Here is an 18953-nt window from a genome sequence, read left to right on the forward strand (position 1 = left end):
CCGGCCAAACCGGCACCCGCCTTTCTGAGCTAGGTAAAAGTGGATGTTAGGTTTTATTATCCAGCGATTGTTGCAGGCGGCACTTGTGATGGTCGCCATGTCAGTAATTGTATTTGTGGGTGTTTATGCGATCGGCAATCCGGTCGAAATTATTATTCCACCTGAAGCCACTGAAGAAATCCGACAGGCCGTGATTAAAAAACTCGGCTTGGATTTACCTCTTTGGAAACAATATTTTATTTTTGTCACCAATTTGGTTCAGGGAGATTTCGGAAGATCTTATATCTATAATATTCCCGTTCTCGAACTGATCGTAGGCCGTTTACCGGCAACCTTGGAGCTGGTGCTGATTTCAATCACGTCTGCAACAGTTTTCGGGGTTACACTCGGCGTTTATGCCGGTTACCGCCCGGATAGTTTTCTTTCTAAAACCATTATGGCGATTTCAGTTCTTGGTTTTTCGGTCCCAAGTTTCTGGGTTGGTTTGATTCTTATTCTGACATTTGCTGTAAATCTAGGAATTTTGCCAGCAGGTGGTCGCGGCGAAGTTGTCACCATTTTAGGGATGGATTGGAGCTTTTTAACTCTGGATGGTTTATCTCATATTCTGCTACCAGCCTTAAATCTTGCGTTTTTCAAGTTAGCGATGATGATCCGTCTTGCGCGCGCAGGGACACGGGAAATCATGTTGACGGATACGATTAAATTCGCGAGGGCCGCGGGCATCTCTGAAGGTCGTATCTTGCGCCGTCATTTGATGAAGCTCATTTCTGTTCCGATCATCACTGTATTTGGATTGGAACTAGGCTCAACACTTGCTTTTGCTGTCGTGACAGAGACCATTTTCTCCTGGCCTGGAATCGGCAAGCTTATTATTGACAGCATTTCTGTTCTTGACCGCCCTGTTATGGTCGCTTACCTGATCCTGACAGCTCTTCTTTTTGTCCTTATTAATCTTACGGTGGATTTAGTGTTTGCCATGATTGACCCCCGTATCCGGGCAGGAGCGCAGTAATGTCAGACATTCAATCTCCCTTATACCGTTTCTGGCGAGAATTCAGCGAAAACAAGTTGGCGGTTGTCGCGCTGGCGATCGTTTTGGCGTTGATGGGATTGGCCTTATTCGCTCCATTTATCGTTCCGCAAAACCCGTATGATCTGGAAATGCTTTCTTTGATGGATGCGCGGCGCGCGCCAGGTTTTCTCGGATCGGGTGGCTACATTCATTATCTTGGTACCGATCCACAAGGCCGTGATCTGCTTTCTGCTATTTTTTATGGCCTTAGAATTTCTATCATGATCGGGCTTGCAGCGGGCTGTGTCGCCCTTGTGCTGGGAACGACTGTGGGCATCTTCGCAGCTTACGTTGGCGGTCGAACTGAAAACTTTCTGATGCGAATTGTTGATTTGCAGTTGTCTTTTCCAGCCATTCTGCTGGCCCTTGTGCTGGTTGCCTTGTTAGGACAAGGGAAGTTTCAGTTAATTGCAGCTCTTGTCGCGGCTCAATATGCCTATTTCGCCCGAACAGCTTATGGCGCGGCGAAAGGAGAGCGGAGAAAAGACTATATCGAGGCGGCTCTAGCAACACCACTGTCCGGATTTAAAGTGGCGTTCCGTCACTTGCTTCCCAACTGCATGCCACCGCTTATTGTTGTCGCAACCGTTCAGATTGCCAGTGCTATTTCCTTGGAAGCAACATTAAGCTTCCTCGGGCTGGGTCTGCCGGTAACAGAGCCAAGCCTTGGCATGCTGATTTCAAATGGTTTCCCTTACATGATGAGTGGCCGCTATTGGATTTCTGTCTATCCTGGCGTTGCCCTGATTATATTAATTGTCGCAATCAATATTGTCGGTGACCAGATACGTGATCAGTTTAACCCGAGGCTCCGCAAATGACAAAAGTTCTCGATGTGAAAGATCTGAAGACCTATTTTCATACACGTGATGGCGTTGTGAAGGCAGTCGATGGCGTTAGCTTCTCACTTGAAAAAGGCGAAATTCTTGGGCTCGTGGGCGAGTCAGGATCTGGAAAAACAGTGACAGGCTTTTCCTTGCTGGGCCTTGTCGATGCGCCAGGAGAAATCGTCGGCGGGCGCATTGAATTGAACGGTGAGAATATCGTTGGCCTGCCTGAGAAAAAACTGCGGGCAAAGCGGGGCAAGGATATCGCGATGATTTTTCAGGATCCGATTGCGACCCTGAATCCTCTCCTGACGATCCGAACACAAATGGCCCTTGCGCTAGAAGCCCATGCCCGCTTCTCGAACAAGGAAATAGAGGCTCGATGCATAGAGGTCCTGAATAAGGTCGGTATCCCTGATCCTACGGTACGGTTGGACAACTATCCTCATGAATTTTCAGGAGGCATGCGTCAGCGCGTAGCCATCGCCATTACCCTGCTGCACTCTCCGGGCGTTATCGTTGCAGATGAGCCTACAACAGCGCTGGATGTCTCCATTCAGGCGCAGATCCTTTCAGAAATGCGGACGCTGGCAAAAGAAACCGGTACGGCGATGATCTGGATCAGCCACGATCTGGCCACCGTATCCAGTTTGGCAACGCGATTGCTGGTTATGTATGCCGGCAGAGTGGTAGAGGAGGGACCAACAGCGCAAGTGCTGAAAAATCCGCATCATCCTTATACACAGGGTTTGATTGAGTCTTTACCTGCCATGGCGACGCCAGGCGAGCCTTTGGTACAGATTTCCGGAACGACCCCCTCCTTATTGTCCCTGCCGCCCGGATGCCCGTTCGCGCCCAGATGTAGTTTCTCGACAAAAAAATGCGCAACTGAACCTCTCGTTGATCGAACTGGGGATCGGGCGTGGCGTTGTCATCATCCTTTACAGATGAAAGAGGCTGTATGATGAGTTTATTGTTTCAAGTTGATCAAGTGACCCGTGAATTTCACCCACATATCAGTATGGGTGATAAAATTGCTGCAAAACTCGGTGCTCGGGTTGAAACCCGTTCCGTAAAAGCGGTTAACGATGTCTCGTTCGTGTTGGAGGAAGGGCAGACGCTTGGTCTGGTTGGCGAATCCGGATGCGGTAAATCAACGCTTGGTAAATTGGCAGCCGGAATTCTTGAAACTTCAAGCGGTACGGTACGGCTGGACCAACAGCCGGTTATGAAAGATGGCAAGAAAACAACGACCCGAATTCAAACTGTTTTCCAGGATCCTTTTGCATCGCTTGATCCTCGTATGAAAGTCGGGGAGGCTGTTGCTGAAGGGCCTGTTGCAAACAACCTTGTCAAGGCATCTGAAGCGGTCAACTATGTAAAGGATTGGTTTGCCAAGGTTGGGCTGGATCCTGATTTTTCTGATCGGTATCCTCACCAATTTTCTGGCGGCCAGCGACAACGAATTGCAATTGCCAGGGCTCTTGCTATGCAACCCGACCTGTTGATCTGTGATGAGCCAGTCGCCTCACTTGATGTTTCCATTCAGGCGCAAATTATCAATCTTTTTCTGGAGCTTCGTAAAGATCTTAACCTGACCTGCCTGTTCATTAGTCACGATCTTTCAGTTGTGCGTCATGTTAGTGATCGGGTCGCGGTTATGTATTTAGGGCGTATTGTAGAAGAGGGGGAGACACGGGCTGTTTTTGAGAACCCAGCTCATCCCTATACAAAAGCACTTTTGGCTTCTGTGCCAAAACTTGTTCTGGATAAAGATGAACTGGTGCAATTCGAAGCGATTGAGGGGGAAATACCATCGCCCTTATCACCACCTCCAGGGTGTTATTTCGCACCGCGCTGCCCTTATGCAGCAGAGAAGTGCAGGGTTGCCAGCCCTTCTTTGGAAGCGATTGCGCCGGGCCGAAACGCTGCCTGTTTTTTTGCGGATCAAGTATTTAGGCGGGGTTGAGTTGAGGAAAATAAGAGGCCATGTGATGGAAAAAGTGCTGGTGGTTATTTACGAATAGAAAAACGCATGATTTCAGCGACACTTTTCTTTAGGTAATCAGGTATTCTCGTCACTAAATGATTGGTAACGAACAACAATACAAACATCAGGCGGCTTTTTCATCTGGCCTTCATTCCTCAGCATTTGTAATGCGGAGGGCGGAGGTTTGAGTAACGCCAGCGGCATCATAAAATCACAAAATTCACAATAAACGATAATTCAGTGGCTGATCGGGATTGCAAGTGTATTTCGGGTTCTGCATTTTTCGACAAAAGGCCGGGTGAGTTGTCTTGAACGCTGAAAAAAACAATCCTTAACGACAAACCAGCGTTTCCCGCTTTTACAAATGATAAAGGTCGGGCTGGCGTGAAAGTCGCGATATTGCGACCGTTAATGCTCACCCGTTGTAACGCGCCCTATTCACCGGAGGATGGTATGTTTCGCACTCGCAGTCAGTTAAATTGTCGTGCGCTTCTTTAAACGAACAGCCAAAGCTCAGGACCAATTCCGCTCAACCGTACCTGTTTTGATCAGTTTCTAAGGGCGGCCGGTAGCCAGGTAATTATTTCGGGAAAGACCATCAGCACCACAAGGACAATTGTGGACAAGCCAATAAAGGGGAGCGCGGCAGAATATATTTGTCGCATGGAGATATGAGGGGGGGCGACGCCTCGCATGACGTAAAGCAGTAAGCCGAAAGGGGGTGTCGTGAAGCTCATTTCCATGACGATGAGCATTAAGACGCCTAGCCAGAGCGTATTGATATCATTTGCCAACGCTAATGGCATAAAAAACGGAAGTGAGACAAGCATCATACTCACTTGATCCATAAAGGCGCCCAAGACCAGTAAGATACAGATCATGCCAATGACCAATATTACGGGGGTCATCTCAAACTGACCAAAAACAGAGAGCAGGCCAGTGGTGCCGCCTGAAAAGGTCAAAATCTGGGAGAAGGACATGGAGGCAACAATAATGAAAAGGATCATTGCCGAGACCTTGGCGGTTTCCATCAAAGAGGTGATGAGAATTTTCAATGTGAGGTTGCGATATCCAAGGGCTGCCAATATAGAGGCCATGGACCCGAGTGCCGCAGATTCTGTCGGTGTCGCCCAGCCGCTAAAGATACTTCCCACGACCACCAGAAAAATGGCAAACAAAGGCACCACATAGACAAAGATTGGAACAATCCGCTCTTTCCAGCTGAGCTTTTCCTGCTCTTCATCCGCAGGGGCAAGATGAGGCTGGAAATAACAGCGGCCAACAATATAAGTGATGAACAGAATACTCATCATTATTCCCGGGATGATGCCAGCGAGCAGTAACTGCGCAATTGAAATCCCTGACAAACTGCCGAGCAAGACTGCAAGGGCGGATGGCGGTATTAGCATTGCGATACTGCCCGTTGCCATAATGGGCCCCATGGCTATGGATGGTGCATAGCCGCGTTTTAGCATGTCGGGAAGTAAAGTCGATCCGAGGACGGCCGTATTGGCAATGGTGGAGCCTGACAGGGATGAGAAAACGGTTCCCCCTGCGACGGCAACAACAGATAATCGACCTGGAACGCGGGATATCAAACGATCGATGGCATCAACACTTTTGTATGCAATACCACTATGAAATAGAATTTCGCCCATCAACAGAAATAACGGAATTGGGGCAAGTGTAAAGGTTGTAATCGAGGTCATGGAATTGCGGACAAGCTGGACAAGCCCGACTTCCCCGCCCAGAAAAATCCATGCACCGACGATATTGACGCCAAGAAAGGCAAAAGCTACGGGGACGCTTAACAGCATAAGAACGAGCATTAGTCCGAGTAACAAGAGTAGAGCGAGTGACCATTCCATCAAATCTTCTCCTCATGTTCGGAGACCGCTCTTAAAAGGCGCCGGATAAATTCTACAGAAAGTAGAAATGCAGAAATCGGGATAATGGCGAGAAGAAGCCATTCTGCGATGATGAGTTCTTTGAAAATCATGGCGTTGTTTGACCAGGAGTCATATGTCGAGACGATGCCATAGACTAAAAAAACAATTGAAACCAGAAAGCCAATAACATTGGTTGCGCGTTCCAGTAGCACACTTGCCTGCCCTGTCAGGGCATTGGCCAGCAGATCAACCCGGATATGCGCATTTTTAGCCAGCGCCCACGGGGCGGCGATAAAGGTTGAGAAATAAAGGGCATATTCGCTGACCTCAATGGTCCACGGAATGCTGAACTGGAAAAATTTACGCAACATCACATTGATTGAAACGAGAACCACAATGGTGAAAATGGCCGCTGCCGAAGCGACACCGCATCCGACTAACAGGCCGTCATAGAACTTGCTCAATCTCACTCGTTTATTCCTCGCGCTTGAGTGCCAGGGCCCCAACTCATCGAAGGGTCCTGGCTTTACTTTTTATTTGGTTAGCAATTCTTTGAGCTTTGGCCCGTGTTCAGGGTTGGCTTTTAGAAAGGCATCCCAACCTGCATCATAGGCTTTTTGAACATAGTCGCCATCGAAGCTGATCACTTCTATGCCGGCTTCGGCTTGACGCTTGATCTCTGTTGCATTGATTTCTTTGTCTTCTGTGCAAAGACCTTCCATCCACATGCTTGCCTGTTTAAGAATAGCCTTTTGTGGCTCACCAAGTTTTTCCCACTTGTTGTTATTGATCAGTACTTCAACAGACGCTCTGTAAAAGCCAGGATCGACGCGATATTTGGTGACTTCGTGCCAGCCAAGATCCAATACACCTTGAGTAGGCCACCCATAACCGTCAACAGCGCCACGTTCGAGAGCTGTATAGACGTCCCCTGGTGGTGTGCGGATCATGGATCCTCCGAGAGAGGAGAAAAAGGCACTATAGATGGGTGTGGTGCGGATATTCATGCCTGAAAGATCTGGGGTCTCGATCTTTTTTGTAAGATACAGGTGAAACGGGACACAATCTTTCTGCCGTGCAAGATGATAGGCATTCATCTTCTTGACATGCAGGTCATTCATATAGGCCCAAGCACCGTTTTTACGTTCTTCCTGAATAGTGAATTGGGTCAGTTTGATTGCGTCTGCTTCTGGGACGATGTTGGTGTAAAATGCGCCGGGCAGGTTTCCGATATCAACAACACCTGTCTTGATTGCATTCCCAAGTTCAAACGGGTTGAGGACAGCCTTTCCCCCCCCTAAATAATTGATTTTAAGAACGCCCGGCCCGATTTCGTTTACTTTATCGACAAAACGCTGAAAGTTCTTGGTGAAGGTTGTTCCATTTGCAAAGGCACTGACAGCTTTCAATGTCACCTCCTCCGCGCTGGTGACATTTATCAGACCCCCAAAAATAGCAAATCCTATCGCACTGATTTTTAACGATTTTTTTAGTTTTTCCCTGGACTTCATCGTCTTTCCTCCTTGTTTGTTTGACACGCCTTCTTTAGTTCAGATTATGTCGTTCTCCCTGACATTCTCGAGAATCTTCTTTAACGTTTGGGTAAATGCGACAATCTCTTCGGGATCAATTTTTCTGAAAGCCCGAGCTGATTGGTACCGTGCAATCGGCCAGATCTTGTCGAACTTTTCTTGACCAAGGTCAGACAGTTCAATTCGCTGTACACGGGCATCGGTTTTATCTTCATACCGCCGAAGCAGAAGTTTAGCTTCCATCCGATCCACCGTCCGACTTAGCGTGGATTGCTCTGCCATTGTATAAACAGACAGCTCTGACATTCGAAGGGCGTTCCGTACCTTCAGGACTGCAATTACCCGCCATTCAGCAACGCCAATTTCCTGCGCTTTCAAGGTCGCTTTGAGGTTGCTGTTCATCCTTTTCATGATACGGTTCATGAGATACGGGGGAAATCGCTCAAGAACAAAGTCTTGTTCGACTGGCGCAATCTCGTCAACTAAATCGGAAAACTGGGATGTGTGGGATGTGGATTTTTTCATGATGCACTGCCGAAGATTGCGGTGAAAGTGAAGTCCAGCGAGTCACCATCTGGATCATTCAGTGCGGCTTCACGAAGGAGCTTAAGATCCGTGGCGGCATTCTTGCGGGTCCGTAATACTGGTAGTTGACCGGATATACGTTCAAAGTTCGCCAAGCCTCTATGATAGGTATCCCCATAGCCCTTTAGCAAATTTGCACATTCTGTATATTCCAGCGCCAAGTCATAGTTTTCGCGGGCCAATGAAATGACGGTTTCCAACCAATCCTCAATGTTTCTCTGTTCTTTCTTATAACGGTCGCTCAAGGGCCGCCAGACCCTCAGGCAGGCCAGCAATCTCATGGTATAAAATCCAGCAACGGTTGTGGTTCGGATTTTGAGACCACCTGTAAAGGACCGGTGAAAGGTTTTTGCTTCAAGCGGGGCGAGAAGTCCGGACAGAAACGGTGGTAAAACGTCACGAATTTCGGCAATTCCAGGCTTGAAGTAATCCAGTACTTCGATGACCTTCCCCTGACCCCCGGCTTTTCCCATAATTTCCAAAAATCGATCTTCTCGGGTTTTCAGATCTGCAACCCGGATCACGTCTTCATATGTCATCCGCAGCGCAAGGTATCTCGCAACCTCGTGTGACAGGATGAAATCACGGTCGTTTCCTGATGTGGCCGCATCGACGTCTAAAATGGCCTGCAGGCGTTCCCTATATAAGCGGGCATATTTTTGGGACTGGTAATCAGCCGTTCGCATTAACCCATGCCGAAGCGTGTCATGTAATTGTTCGGGAACGTTTGCCAGAATAGGCGGGAGAGTCTGATTGACGGGTTTTACGTCCGTCTTGTCATTTATTACTTCGGAGTTCGGAGTCTTTACCAGATCAATTCCTGCAGACAATCCTTGCAGGTTACTCTCGACGGCCTTGCCGCCATCGCGGATTATCTGTTCAAATATTTCCCGCCCGATGGGCAGTTTTTCAGTGGCCGCAAGGGCACCCAACAAACAGGCATTGATCATGCTGCCCGTTTGGTCGGAAAGTTTCTTGAAGTCACAAAGGATTAGTTCGGCTGCAAATTCTGTTGCTACCGTTTGGATATTTTCGGAATTATACCGGTTGTCAGTCATTGCCGATTTTTCAGAAACAGCAAACATTCTATGGGTTGAACCGATCAGAAGGGTTTTTTGGGGTGTCACATATCCCTTTTCGATAGCGCGTCCAACCTCGAGTAATTCAGAGGCAATGACGATATCCACATCACCAGGCGCGGGCGTTAAGGCCATAACTGGTTCCGGTGTCATATCCGCAGGAAACAGCTCAACATAGTAGGTTGTTGCTCCTGTACGCTGCGCCACTCCGGGAATTGAAGTATATTGAGCAACATACCCCACTCGCTCGGCGGCGGCGACAATCCAGTTGGCCAGGACACTGCCGCCTTCACCGCCCAGAGCCGCAATTAAAAGATTGATGGGGCGAAAATCGTTATCCATTGACCGCAGCCTCGTAGGTTTTGCCGCGCCGCGGTCTGATGAAAGTCCGACGGACACGGTCCATTAGCCGTTCCCATTTACTTGGATTGCTGATCGTCCGAATTTCGTAAAAAGAGGGACAAAGGGACGCCGCGTGTGCCGTCTCGCCGCAGTTGCCGCACCCTACGCACCCTTGTTCAACATGGGCGACCGGGTCTTTGCGCAGAGGATCCGGATTTTCCTTGATCGTTAATGTTGGGCATGCAGACAGCCGAATACAGGAATGGTCCCCGGTACAAAGTGTATCGTCAACCGCAAATACGCTTTTGACCACGCGATCCCCTGATTTTAACTTCTTCGCTATCTCCGGCTTTTTGCGTCGCTGGACAGCGAGCATACATTCACCATCAGCAATGATCACTTTTAACCCGTCCTTGTCAGTGGTCATTGCATCTCTGAAGGTATGGGCCATTTCGGCCACACTGTAGGAGTTGATTGTTTTGATCCATTTGACACCCATTGCTTTAAGAGCAAGCGTCATATCGAGATTGGCCTCGCGATCGATCCGATCTGATTTCGATGTTGGAATATCTTGATGGCCTGTTGCCGCGGTATAGCCGTTCTTCAAGATTACGAGGACACTGTCATCTTTGTTAAAGACAGCATTTGCGACCCCTGATGTAAGACCATTATGCCAAAAGCCGCCATCGCCCATTATGCTGGCGGTCCGTTTTTTGATAAGCGGGGCAATCCCGGAAGACCCTGAAAGGCCGAGGCCGTATCCCATTACCGTGTTGCCTATATTGAACGGTGGTAGCGTTGCAAAAGTATGGCACCCGATATCAGCAGAAACATGGAATTTCCCGACTTGCCTTTCCACCAGCTTCATCGCTGTGAAGACCGGTCGTTCCGGGCATCCTATGCAGAAACCAGGCGGGCGAATGGGTAAAGGATCCTGAAACGCACTAATTGCTTTGGCGATTTGATCTTTGGTGTTCGAATGCAGGCTTTTGAGTGCGCTGAGATCCAGGCATGCCGAGGGCGTATCAAGCAGAAATTTGGCAAGTCCGTCAAACAGGACCTGTCCCGTATATTCTCCAGCCAATGGCAGGTAGTTTTTACCGTGGATCAAGGTTTCCTCACCGGCGTCTCGCAATATGGCCTTTATATTCTGGGCCAGATAATCAGGCTGTCCTTCTTCGATAACGAGAACAGATTTCTTGTCTTTGCAGAATTCAGAAATTTCTTCTGGCACCAGCGGATAGGTAACGTTCAGCACAAAAAGGGGTAGCTTTGAATTGCCGTGAGCATCACTGAGCCCTAACTGCTGCAGGGCTCGATTAACACCATTAAACAAACCACCTTGCATAATTATTCCGACGTCACCGGCTTCACCCATACGTTCGTTAAGTTTATTTTTGGCGATATACTCAAGGGCGGCGGGCATCCGGCGGTTGACCTTGTCCTGCTCTTGCACATAGGTCGACGGAGGTAAGCAAATACGCCCATAATCGAACTCAGCTTCTTCTAGGGGGGCAAGCCGGGAAATTTCTCCTGCTTTATTCTCTTTCGTTTTAAAACGGCCATATACGTGACAGGCTCTAATTCTCATTTCCAGCATTACGGGCGTCGAGCTGGCTTCGGATAATTCAAACCCTTTTTCCACCATTTCAACCATCGAGGGCAGATTGGGACGCGGATCCAATAACCACATCTGAGATTTAGTGGCAAACGCATGGCTGCGTTCCTGAATAATACTTGCCCCTTCCCCATAATCTTCGCCAAGAATAATGAGTGTGCCACCCTTGACCCCCGCAGAAGCAAGATTGGATAGGGCGTCCGAGGCAACATTTGTTCCAACAGTGGATTTCCAGGTGACAGCGCCCCGCAATGGATAGTTTATGGATGCACCAAGCATGGCAGCGGCCCCTGCTTCACTCGCGCAATTTTCGAAATGCACACCGAGTTCTTCAAGAACATCTTCAGCATCTGCAAACACGTCCATTAAATGGGAGACTGGCGCGCCTTGATAACCGCCAACATATGACACACCGGACTGCAGCAGTGCCTTGGCAACCGCCAGAATCCCCTCACCGCGAAATTCTTTGCCTTCTCCCAAGCGAAGATTGTCTATCTCTACACTAAAACTGCGTTCCGCCATTCTCGCCCTTCCGGTTTTAAAGCTCGGCAATGCAATTGCAATATTCCGGTTTAATCTGAATTATCTACTGTTTATATGTAAATAAATATGATTTTGCAAATAAATTATCTTGCGGTTTTGTATTTCGTAAACTGGAACAATCCTGGAGAGTGTCGTCTGGATTTTGTCGTTTCTTTTTAAGGTGTTAATAGAACACCTCTTTTGATCATATAGCGATAACAGTATCGGTCGTTAATGGGTTCGAGGGGGCTTGTGCTGGTGCTAACCCGTTTAAAACAGCGAATAAAATACTCAAAGATGTTGACCTTCTCATAACCTGCACAGATCTGGCGCCAGAAACCGGACCGTCAACGCCGATCAAAGGATCCTCAATGGTACGGTGCCTGGGGGCATGATGCCCGAACGGAGCGCGTCGTTAGCAGTCTTGAGGCTTCGAAAGGATGAAGATTTTAAGGGTCAGGTCCTGTTTACACACTCAATCTGGTTGCAGGCACCAGGGTAACAGGGTCTTCCCGCTGTCCAGTGCGTTTGGCCGTTCGCGGACGCAGAAACGAAAACGGTAGCTCATCTGCAAGAAGTCGGGCCACTTGGTCAGTCAAACAGGTTACTTGCAAAATTGATAATGGAACGCTTACTATCTGATCTAAAGTGAGCCAGATCCCCTTGTTTAAATGAACCCGTCAAGTGTTCAGCAAGAAGGTAAAATCTGTGGATGTGACGGTTTCATTGATAAGAAAAAGACATCTGGGATGGCACGGGGCGGGGGACAAGGGACGCATGACGCACGATATTTCCAAATTAAAATCACTGCCAATTTGGTCTGGAGATGTTTCGTTACAAAAAATGCAGGGCGGTCTTACCAATCTCAACTATCTGGCGGAAGACCAAAAGGGCAAATATGTCATTAGAGTGGGCGAGGATATCCCCGTTCATCATGTTCTGCGCTTTAATGAGCTTGCGGCAAGCAAGGCCGCTTATCAAGCCGGTCTATCGCCGAAAGTCGTGTATACGGAACCCGGCATTCTGGTGCTTGATTATATCGAAAGCCAAACTTTGACGGTCCGGGACGTTCAAAATCCGGACACATTGGCGCGTCTGCTGAAATTATTGAAACGCTGCCATCTGGAGGTTCCCAAATATCTAAGAGGGCCAGTCCTGATGTTTTGGGTTTTCCATGTAATCAAAGATTATGCTGCGACCCTTGAGGAGGGTCAGAGTGGGTATCGCCCCATGTTAAAGGAGTTGCTTGATATAACCGAGGGCCTTGAGGCCGCTTCGCAACCCGGGTTTATTGTATTTGGGCATAATGATCTTCTTGCGTTCAATTTTCTGGATGATGGTGCCCGTTTATGGCTTATCGATTGGGACTATGCGGGATTTAATTCGCCGCTTTTTGATCTGGGCGGGTTGGCATCTAACAATAATTTGGACGAAGCCCAGGAAAAATGGTTGTTGGAGAATTATTTTGAGAAGACAGTTACCAGTGAGCTTCTTCATCAGTATCAAGCAATGAAATGTGCTTCCTTGCTGCGGGAAACCCTGTGGAGCATGGTCTCAGAAATTCACTCCAATATCGATTTTGATTACGCCTCCTATTCACAAGAAAACCTGACGTCGTTTCGTAAAGCGTACGACGTGTTTCTCCAGTCCTAAGGATTTTATGACATGACCGATTTACCTGAAACAGCAAAAGCGGTGATTATTGGTGGTGGTATTATTGGCTGTTCAACGGCCTACCATCTGGCCAAATTGGGTTGGACAGATACGATTGTACTTGAGCGTAAGAAATTGACATCAGGGACAACCTTTCATGCGGCCGGTCTGGTTGGGCAGTTGCGATCTAACGCAAATATCACTCAGTTGCTGGGCTATTCGGTGGATTTATACAACAAACTGGAAGAGGAAACAGGTCTGGCAACAGGGTGGAAAATGAACGGCGGATTGCGCCTGGCCTGTAACGAAGACCGCTGGACAGAAGTAAAACGGCAGGCCACCACCGCCAATTCATTCGGGTTGGATATGCAGCTGCTGACACCAAAGGAGGCGCAGGACCTTTGGCCGTTGATGGACATAGAGGATGTGATCGGCGCGGCATTTTTACCAACAGATGGTCAGGCCAACCCTTCTGATATTACCCAAGCCCTAGCAAAAGGCGCGAGAATGGCAGGTGCCCGCATTTTTGAGGATACCAAAGTGGTTTCCATCGAGACAGAAGACGGCAAAGTCAAAGCCGTTCAAACGGAAAACGGCCGTGTTGAATGCGACGTGGTGATTTGTTGCGCAGGGCAATGGACGCGGAATTTGGCGGCGACAGTGGGCGTGAATGTGCCGCTCGTCTCAGTCGAGCATCAATATATGGTGACCGAGAAAATCGACGGCGTTCCCCGTAATTTACCGACTTTGAGAGATCCTGATCGTTTGACTTATTACAAGGAAGAAGTGGGCGGCCTTGTGGTTGGTGGATATGAGCCGAACCCGATTCCCTGGGCCGTGGAGGGGATCCCGCGGGGATTTCATTATACATTGTTAGACTCTAAATTTGATCATTTTGAACAGATTATGGAACTGGTTCTGGGGCGTGTCCCGGCTTTGGAAACAGCGGGAATCAAAGAGCTGATTAATGGCCCGGAAAGTTTCACACCAGATGGGAACTTTATCCTTGGGGAAGCGCCTGAGCTTAAAAACTTCTATGTCGGTGCAGGTTTTAACGCATTTGGTATCGCTGCGGGGGGCGGTGCAGGGATGGCCCTGGCCGAATGGGTTCATAAAGGTGAGCCGACCCTTGATCTGTGGCCAGTGGATATTCGCAGATTTGGGCGTCCGCATTTTGATACGGACTGGGTCAGAACGCGGACACTTGAAGCCTATGGCAAACATTACACGATGGCATGGCCAAATGAGGAGCATTCGAGTGGGCGCCCCTGCCGAAAGTCGCCCTTATATGATCAATTGAAAGCGCAGGGGGCTTGTTTTGGCGAAAAACTCGGGTGGGAGCGACCAAACTGGTTTGCCGATCTATCGGCAGGCGAGGAGCCGGTCGATCATTATAGTTTTGGGCGCCAGAACTGGTTTGACGCGGTGGGCCGGGAACATAAAGCGGCCCGCGAGGCGGCAGTGCTGATTGATCAGACCTCTTTCGCCAAATTTGCGCTGAAAGGGCCGGATGCTGAAAGAGCACTGAGCTGGATTGCGGCAAATGATGTGAACAAGCCGGTCGGGTCCCTTATTTATACCCAGATGCTGAATATGCGCGGTGGTATCGAATGCGACCTGACCGTTACCCGTATCGCCCATGATGAATATTATATTGTGACGGGAACCGGTTTCGCGACCCATGATTTTAATTGGATCAAGCGCAATATTCCAGAAGGGGCAAATGCTCAACTTTTTGATATTACCTCAAGCAACGCAGTCCTTTCCCTGATGGGACCTAAGGCCCGCAAAATTCTGGAAAAAGTGACGCGGGATGATGTGTCGAACGAGGCATTCGCGTTTGGAAAAATGAAAACCATTGGTATCGGTGGCTGCCCGGTGCAGGCAATGCGGGTTACCTATGTCGGAGAATTGGGCTGGGAGCTGCATCTTCCGGTCGAATATGCCGCTACCGTTTTTCAGATCCTGCAACAGGCGGGAGAAGAGTTTTCTCTGAAACTGGCCGGGTACCGAGCCATTGAAAGTCTGCGTCTTGAGAAAGGATATCGTGCTTGGGGCAGTGATATTGGCCCCGATCATACCCCTTTGGAAGCGGGCTTGGGATGGGCAGTAAAATTGGGCAAAGACATTGATTTTCTCGGACGCGATGGGTTACTGCGGCAGAAGGAGGCCGGGATTAAGAAAATGATGGCCGGTTTTACGATTGATGATCCGAATGTCATTTTGCTAGGCCGGGAGACTGTCTATCGCAACGGTGAACGCGTGGGTTGGCTTTCCAGCGGAGGATACGGTTATACCATCGGGCGCTCAATCGGATATGGCTACATCCGCAATGAACAGGGGGTCAATGCCGAGTATGTTCTGAACGCAAACTATGAACTGGAAGTGGCAACGAAGCGGGTAAAAGCAAACGTCCATCTGAAGCCTTTGTATGACCCAGAAATGAAGAATATCAAATGCTGATAATCTTCTGTGAACGCTGACAAAAGTGGGTATCGGGGGCGGGAAGATTTGTTGTGAATGCGTCTTTATTCCTTGCAGCCAAACCGTCATGCTCAGGAAAAGCCTCGCGAGAACTGCCTCGCGTGGAGAGGCCAGCATAATCAGTCGGTGTCGGTATCGGTGTCGGCGTTTGGGCGGACGCTCCCCATCCTTTATTGAGAAGGTTCGGATGCGTTTTTTCCTGACGTTACGGCAAGCCAATCCCGTTATGCTGTCCTAAAGAAAGCGATGCTTATCGGAATGTTAGTGCGCCGCGGATTTTATCGCATTTGGGAGAGCTGTGTTCAATCTATCAAAGCGACGCTAAATCTGTAATATTGCAATCACATCACACGCCTTTTGGCGAAAAATTTGAAAGAGAAAATTATGGATCCGTCCAGTTCTGATAAAGACACGCCTCTTGTTGAAAATATCCGGCTTCTTGGGCGATTACTGGGCAACACGATCAAGGAACAGGAAGGGGACGATGTTTTTAATACCGTTGAACTTATTCGTCAGACTTCGATTGAATATTTGCGGTATGAGAAACCGGAAACCCGCAAGGAACTGGAGGCCCTGCTGGAGTCTCTTAGTCCGGAACTTGCTGTGCAAATTCTGCGCGCTTATAGCTACTTCTCGCATCTGGCAAATATCGCAGAGGATCAGCATCATGTAAGGCGTATTCGCTATCATGAGATTGCCCGCAGTCCAGCCCGATTTAGCAGCACCGAAAAAGCGATTGAGCGGGTAGAGGAAGCCGGTTACGAGATTGATGATATTGTTAAATTCTATGACAAGGCGCTGATCGCGCCTGTGATGACGGCCCATCCAACGGAAGTTCGCCGGAAAAGTACAATGACGCAGGAAATGCGCATTGCGGATCTGCTGCATGAGTTAGAGCGCGTTGACTTCACGCCGTCCGAAATTGAAGAGAAGGAAAATGAGCTGGAGCGCAAGATATTGACGCTTTGGCAAACCAACCTGCTCCGTCAATCCAAGATGAGCGTAATTGACGAACTCAAGAACGGTCTCACCTATTTTGATTACACTTTTCTTCAGCAGTTGCCCCGATTTTACAGAAAACTTGAAGCGAGCATCAATCGTAAAATCGATGAAGCGGCTGATGTGTCTATTCCCTCTTTTCTGCGGATAGGGAGCTGGATCGGAGGGGACCGTGATGGCAATCCGTTTGTAACCGCCGAAGTGCTGGATGAAACTTTTAAACGGCAGAGTAGCCTTATTCTCAACCACTATCTTGAGCAATTGAACGAATTGGGGCGTGAACTGTCTCTTTCTACCCGCCTTGTTACCGCCTCTGATGCCCTCAACCGTTTATCCGAAAATTCACCTGACACCTCTCCCCACCGCCTGGAAGAGCCTTACAGAAGAGCGCTGGTCGGACTGTATGCGCGGGTATCCGCAACCTTGCAGTTTATGGATAATGAGGAAGCTGCTATCCGTCCGTTAGGGGACGCTAATCCATACGAAAACCCCAAAGAACTTCTGGCGGACCTGAAAGTCATAGAAGACTCGCTGAAATCCAATAATTCAGAGACACTTGCACAAGGACGGCTAGAGGAACTTTGCCGATCGGTAGACTGTTTCGGCTTTCATCTGGCGTGTGTTGATATGCGCCAAAATTCAGCGGTTCACGGCGCAACCGTTGAGGAGCTGTTCAAGGCCGTTGATTTAGCCGACCACTACGAAGACTTGCCTGAAAAAGACAAAATCAAATTGCTCTCGCAGGAGCTGTCTTCCTCTCGTCCGATCATACGCCAAAACTGGAAATATTCGGAACAGACGACAAGCGAACTCCAGATTTTTGAAACGGCGCATAAAATCCAGCAGACCCAGAATTTTGAGGCTCTTTGCACGGCCATTATTTCCAACACGCAATCTGTCTCTGATGTTCTGGAGCTTGCGCTCATCCTGAAAGAAAAGGGAATTGTAACACCTGATGGTGAAAGCCGAATGAACATTGTTCCCTTGTTCGAAACAATCGAAGATCTTCAAAATTGTTCCGGCATCATGGATCAGTTATTTGCCACACCGGAATATATGCGGCTTGTCAAAAGCCTTGGAAATATTCAGGAAGTCATGCTGGGATATTCGGACAGCAATAAGGATGGCGGGTATATCACGTCAGGCTGGGAGTTATATAAAGCAGAGGTCAGCCTGATTGAGGTCTTCCGCAAACATGGGGTTGGCATTCGGTTGTTCCATGGTCGCGGCGGAACCGTTGGTCGCGGGGGTGGCCCAAGTTATGAAGCCATACTGGCGCAACCCTCTGGTGCCGTTGACGGCCAGATCAGGGTGACCGAGCAGGGCGAAATTATTTCCAGTAAATATACCAATCCGGATCTCGGTTTGCGGAATTTGGAAATTCTGGCATCGGCGACCCTCGAAGCGACCCTGTTGTCAAAGAATGAGCCTGAGCCTGAAGACAGTTGGCTGGACACCATGGATTGTCTTTCCGGCAAAGCTTTTGAGACCTATCGTGGCCTTGTATATGGTACGGAAGGGTTCATTGATTATTTCTGGTCTTCAACGGTTATAAACGAAATCGCCACGCTCAATATCGGCAGCCGTCCAGCCTCTCGCAAGAAAACCCGAAAAATTGAAGACTTGCGGGCTATTCCGTGGGTATTCAGTTGGGCTCAATGCCGGCTTATGCTTCCCGGCTGGTATGGGTTTGGCTCAGCGGTTGACGCGTTCATCGAAGAAAACCCGGATAATGGTCTGCAACTCCTGCAGGAAATGTATCAGAACTGGCCATTCTTTGAATCCCAGCTTTCCAACATGGATATGGTCCTTAGTAAAACCAATCTGGCAATCGCGTCCCGATATGCGGCGTTGGTCGAGGACATCGAGCTTCGAGAAAAAATATTTGGCACAATCGTTGAAGAGCATAAGAAAACAGTGAAAGCCTTATTGGCCATAATGCAACAAACCACGTTGCTTGCCGGGAATCCTATGCTGACCCGCTCAATCCACAATCGGTTCCCGTATATCGATCCTTTGAATCACATTCAGGTTCAATTGCTGAAACGATACAGGGCAGACCAGAAAGATGCAAAAACCCTGACGGGCATCCAATTGTCCATCAATGGTATCGCCGCTGGTTTGAGAAATAGCGGGTAAGGGAAGTGCTTGCTGAAAACAGGCAGGAGGGTGGTATGAATTCTGCCTGTTTTTGTCGCGATACCAGGGCGAGTGCTACAGTAACCCCAAATTTTTGAGCACCGCTCCTTCTCGGGTCGCGAGCCATATTTCTGCCAGTGGATGGGGGTATTGCACTGGGGGCGTAGCTAATTTTGGCTGTAACAATATTTACATGCCGGATTTCTTCATGGCGCAATG

General features: G+C 48.8%; 13 protein-coding genes. 7 read left to right on the forward strand and 6 right to left on the reverse strand.

Annotation, left to right across the window (positions count from 1 at the left end; all coding sequences use genetic code 11):
* Positions 1 to 43 precede the first annotated feature (43 nt).
* Genes OIR97_RS01590 through OIR97_RS01605 form a run of 4 tightly spaced genes read left to right on the forward strand, consistent with a single transcriptional unit; the run spans position 44 to position 3871 of the window.
* Complete coding sequence (locus OIR97_RS01590) at positions 44 to 1015, forward strand: ABC transporter permease (protein WP_169543979.1); 972 nt, start codon at positions 44 to 46, stop codon at positions 1013 to 1015.
* Positions 1015 to 1896, forward strand: a complete 882-nt coding sequence (locus OIR97_RS01595; RefSeq protein WP_169543980.1) for an ABC transporter permease — start codon at positions 1015 to 1017, stop codon at positions 1894 to 1896. The genes OIR97_RS01590 and OIR97_RS01595 overlap by 1 nt, the downstream gene beginning before the upstream one ends.
* Positions 1893 to 2867 (forward strand): ABC transporter ATP-binding protein, encoded by a 975-nt coding sequence (locus OIR97_RS01600; protein WP_169543981.1) that lies wholly within the window; start codon positions 1893 to 1895, stop codon positions 2865 to 2867. The genes OIR97_RS01595 and OIR97_RS01600 overlap by 4 nt, the downstream gene beginning before the upstream one ends.
* Entirely contained in the window at positions 2864 to 3871 is a 1008-nt protein-coding gene (locus tag OIR97_RS01605) for an ABC transporter ATP-binding protein (RefSeq protein ID WP_169543982.1), read from the forward strand. Before OIR97_RS01600 ends, OIR97_RS01605 begins: the two co-directional genes overlap by 4 nt.
* A gap of 569 nt (positions 3872 to 4440) precedes the next feature.
* Here OIR97_RS01605 and OIR97_RS01610 read toward each other — a convergent pair.
* The 6 genes from OIR97_RS01610 to OIR97_RS01635 form a co-directional block, all read right to left on the reverse strand.
* Positions 4441 to 5760: a TRAP transporter large permease gene (locus tag OIR97_RS01610; protein WP_169543983.1), complete on the reverse strand. Its 1320-nt coding sequence runs from the start codon at positions 5758 to 5760 to the stop codon at positions 4441 to 4443.
* Positions 5760 to 6251: a TRAP transporter small permease gene (locus OIR97_RS01615; protein ID WP_169543984.1), complete on the reverse strand. Its 492-nt coding sequence runs from the start codon at positions 6249 to 6251 to the stop codon at positions 5760 to 5762. The genes OIR97_RS01610 and OIR97_RS01615 overlap by 1 nt, the downstream gene beginning before the upstream one ends.
* 63 nt (positions 6252 to 6314) lie before the next feature.
* Positions 6315 to 7292 (reverse strand): TRAP transporter substrate-binding protein DctP, encoded by a 978-nt coding sequence (gene dctP, locus OIR97_RS01620; RefSeq protein WP_169543985.1) that lies wholly within the window; start codon positions 7290 to 7292, stop codon positions 6315 to 6317.
* A gap of 39 nt (positions 7293 to 7331) precedes the next feature.
* Positions 7332 to 7838, reverse strand: a complete 507-nt coding sequence (locus tag OIR97_RS01625; protein WP_169543986.1) for a MarR family winged helix-turn-helix transcriptional regulator — start codon at positions 7836 to 7838, stop codon at positions 7332 to 7334.
* A complete protein-coding gene (locus OIR97_RS01630) occupies positions 7835 to 9319 on the reverse strand; it encodes an indolepyruvate oxidoreductase subunit beta family protein (protein WP_169543987.1) in 1485 nt (494 codons plus the stop codon). Before OIR97_RS01630 ends, OIR97_RS01625 begins: the two co-directional genes overlap by 4 nt.
* The gene (locus OIR97_RS01635; protein ID WP_169543988.1) at positions 9312 to 11459 is read right to left on the reverse strand and encodes a thiamine pyrophosphate-dependent enzyme; all 2148 of its coding nucleotides are present in this window, start codon (positions 11457 to 11459) and stop codon (positions 9312 to 9314) included. Before OIR97_RS01635 ends, OIR97_RS01630 begins: the two co-directional genes overlap by 8 nt.
* Positions 11460 to 12236: 777 nt before the next feature.
* On the opposite strand from OIR97_RS01635, the gene OIR97_RS01640 reads away from it, so the two are divergent.
* From OIR97_RS01640 to ppc, 3 genes are all read left to right on the forward strand, one after another.
* Positions 12237 to 13112: a choline kinase family protein gene (locus tag OIR97_RS01640; RefSeq protein ID WP_169543989.1), complete on the forward strand. Its 876-nt coding sequence runs from the start codon at positions 12237 to 12239 to the stop codon at positions 13110 to 13112.
* Positions 13113 to 13124: 12 nt separating this feature from the next.
* The gene (locus OIR97_RS01645) at positions 13125 to 15575 is read left to right on the forward strand and encodes a GcvT family protein (RefSeq protein ID WP_169543990.1); all 2451 of its coding nucleotides are present in this window, start codon (positions 13125 to 13127) and stop codon (positions 15573 to 15575) included.
* 405 nt (positions 15576 to 15980) lie between these two features.
* A complete protein-coding gene (ppc, locus tag OIR97_RS01650) occupies positions 15981 to 18734 on the forward strand; it encodes a phosphoenolpyruvate carboxylase (RefSeq protein WP_169543991.1) in 2754 nt (917 codons plus the stop codon).
* Positions 18735 to 18953: the final 219 nt, after the last annotated feature.

It is taken from the genome of Sneathiella aquimaris, from assembly GCF_026409565.1.
Classification (GTDB): domain Bacteria; phylum Pseudomonadota; class Alphaproteobacteria; order Sneathiellales; family Sneathiellaceae; genus Sneathiella; species Sneathiella aquimaris.

What these genes read in the sequence shown, in the direction of transcription:
- OIR97_RS01590 (WP_169543979.1), top strand. Translation starts at nt 44, where the DNA reads ATGTTAGGTTTTATTATCCAGCGATTGTTGCAGGCGGCACTTGTGATG.
- OIR97_RS01595 (WP_169543980.1), top strand. Translation starts at nt 1,015, where the DNA reads ATGTCAGACATTCAATCTCCCTTATACCGTTTCTGGCGAGAATTCAGC.
- OIR97_RS01600 (WP_169543981.1), top strand. Translation starts at nt 1,893, where the DNA reads ATGACAAAAGTTCTCGATGTGAAAGATCTGAAGACCTATTTTCATACA.
- OIR97_RS01605 (WP_169543982.1), top strand. Translation starts at nt 2,864, where the DNA reads ATGATGAGTTTATTGTTTCAAGTTGATCAAGTGACCCGTGAATTTCAC.
- OIR97_RS01610 (WP_169543983.1), bottom strand. Translation starts at nt 5,760, where the DNA reads ATGGAATGGTCACTCGCTCTACTCTTGTTACTCGGACTAATGCTCGTT.
- dctP (WP_169543985.1), bottom strand. Translation starts at nt 7,292, where the DNA reads ATGAAGTCCAGGGAAAAACTAAAAAAATCGTTAAAAATCAGTGCGATA.
- OIR97_RS01625 (WP_169543986.1), bottom strand. Translation starts at nt 7,838, where the DNA reads ATGAAAAAATCCACATCCCACACATCCCAGTTTTCCGATTTAGTTGAC.
- OIR97_RS01630 (WP_169543987.1), bottom strand. Translation starts at nt 9,319, where the DNA reads ATGGATAACGATTTTCGCCCCATCAATCTTTTAATTGCGGCTCTGGGC.
- OIR97_RS01635 (WP_169543988.1), bottom strand. Translation starts at nt 11,459, where the DNA reads ATGGCGGAACGCAGTTTTAGTGTAGAGATAGACAATCTTCGCTTGGGA.
- OIR97_RS01640 (WP_169543989.1), top strand. Translation starts at nt 12,237, where the DNA reads ATGACGCACGATATTTCCAAATTAAAATCACTGCCAATTTGGTCTGGA.
- OIR97_RS01645 (WP_169543990.1), top strand. Translation starts at nt 13,125, where the DNA reads ATGACCGATTTACCTGAAACAGCAAAAGCGGTGATTATTGGTGGTGGT.
- ppc (WP_169543991.1), top strand. Translation starts at nt 15,981, where the DNA reads ATGGATCCGTCCAGTTCTGATAAAGACACGCCTCTTGTTGAAAATATC.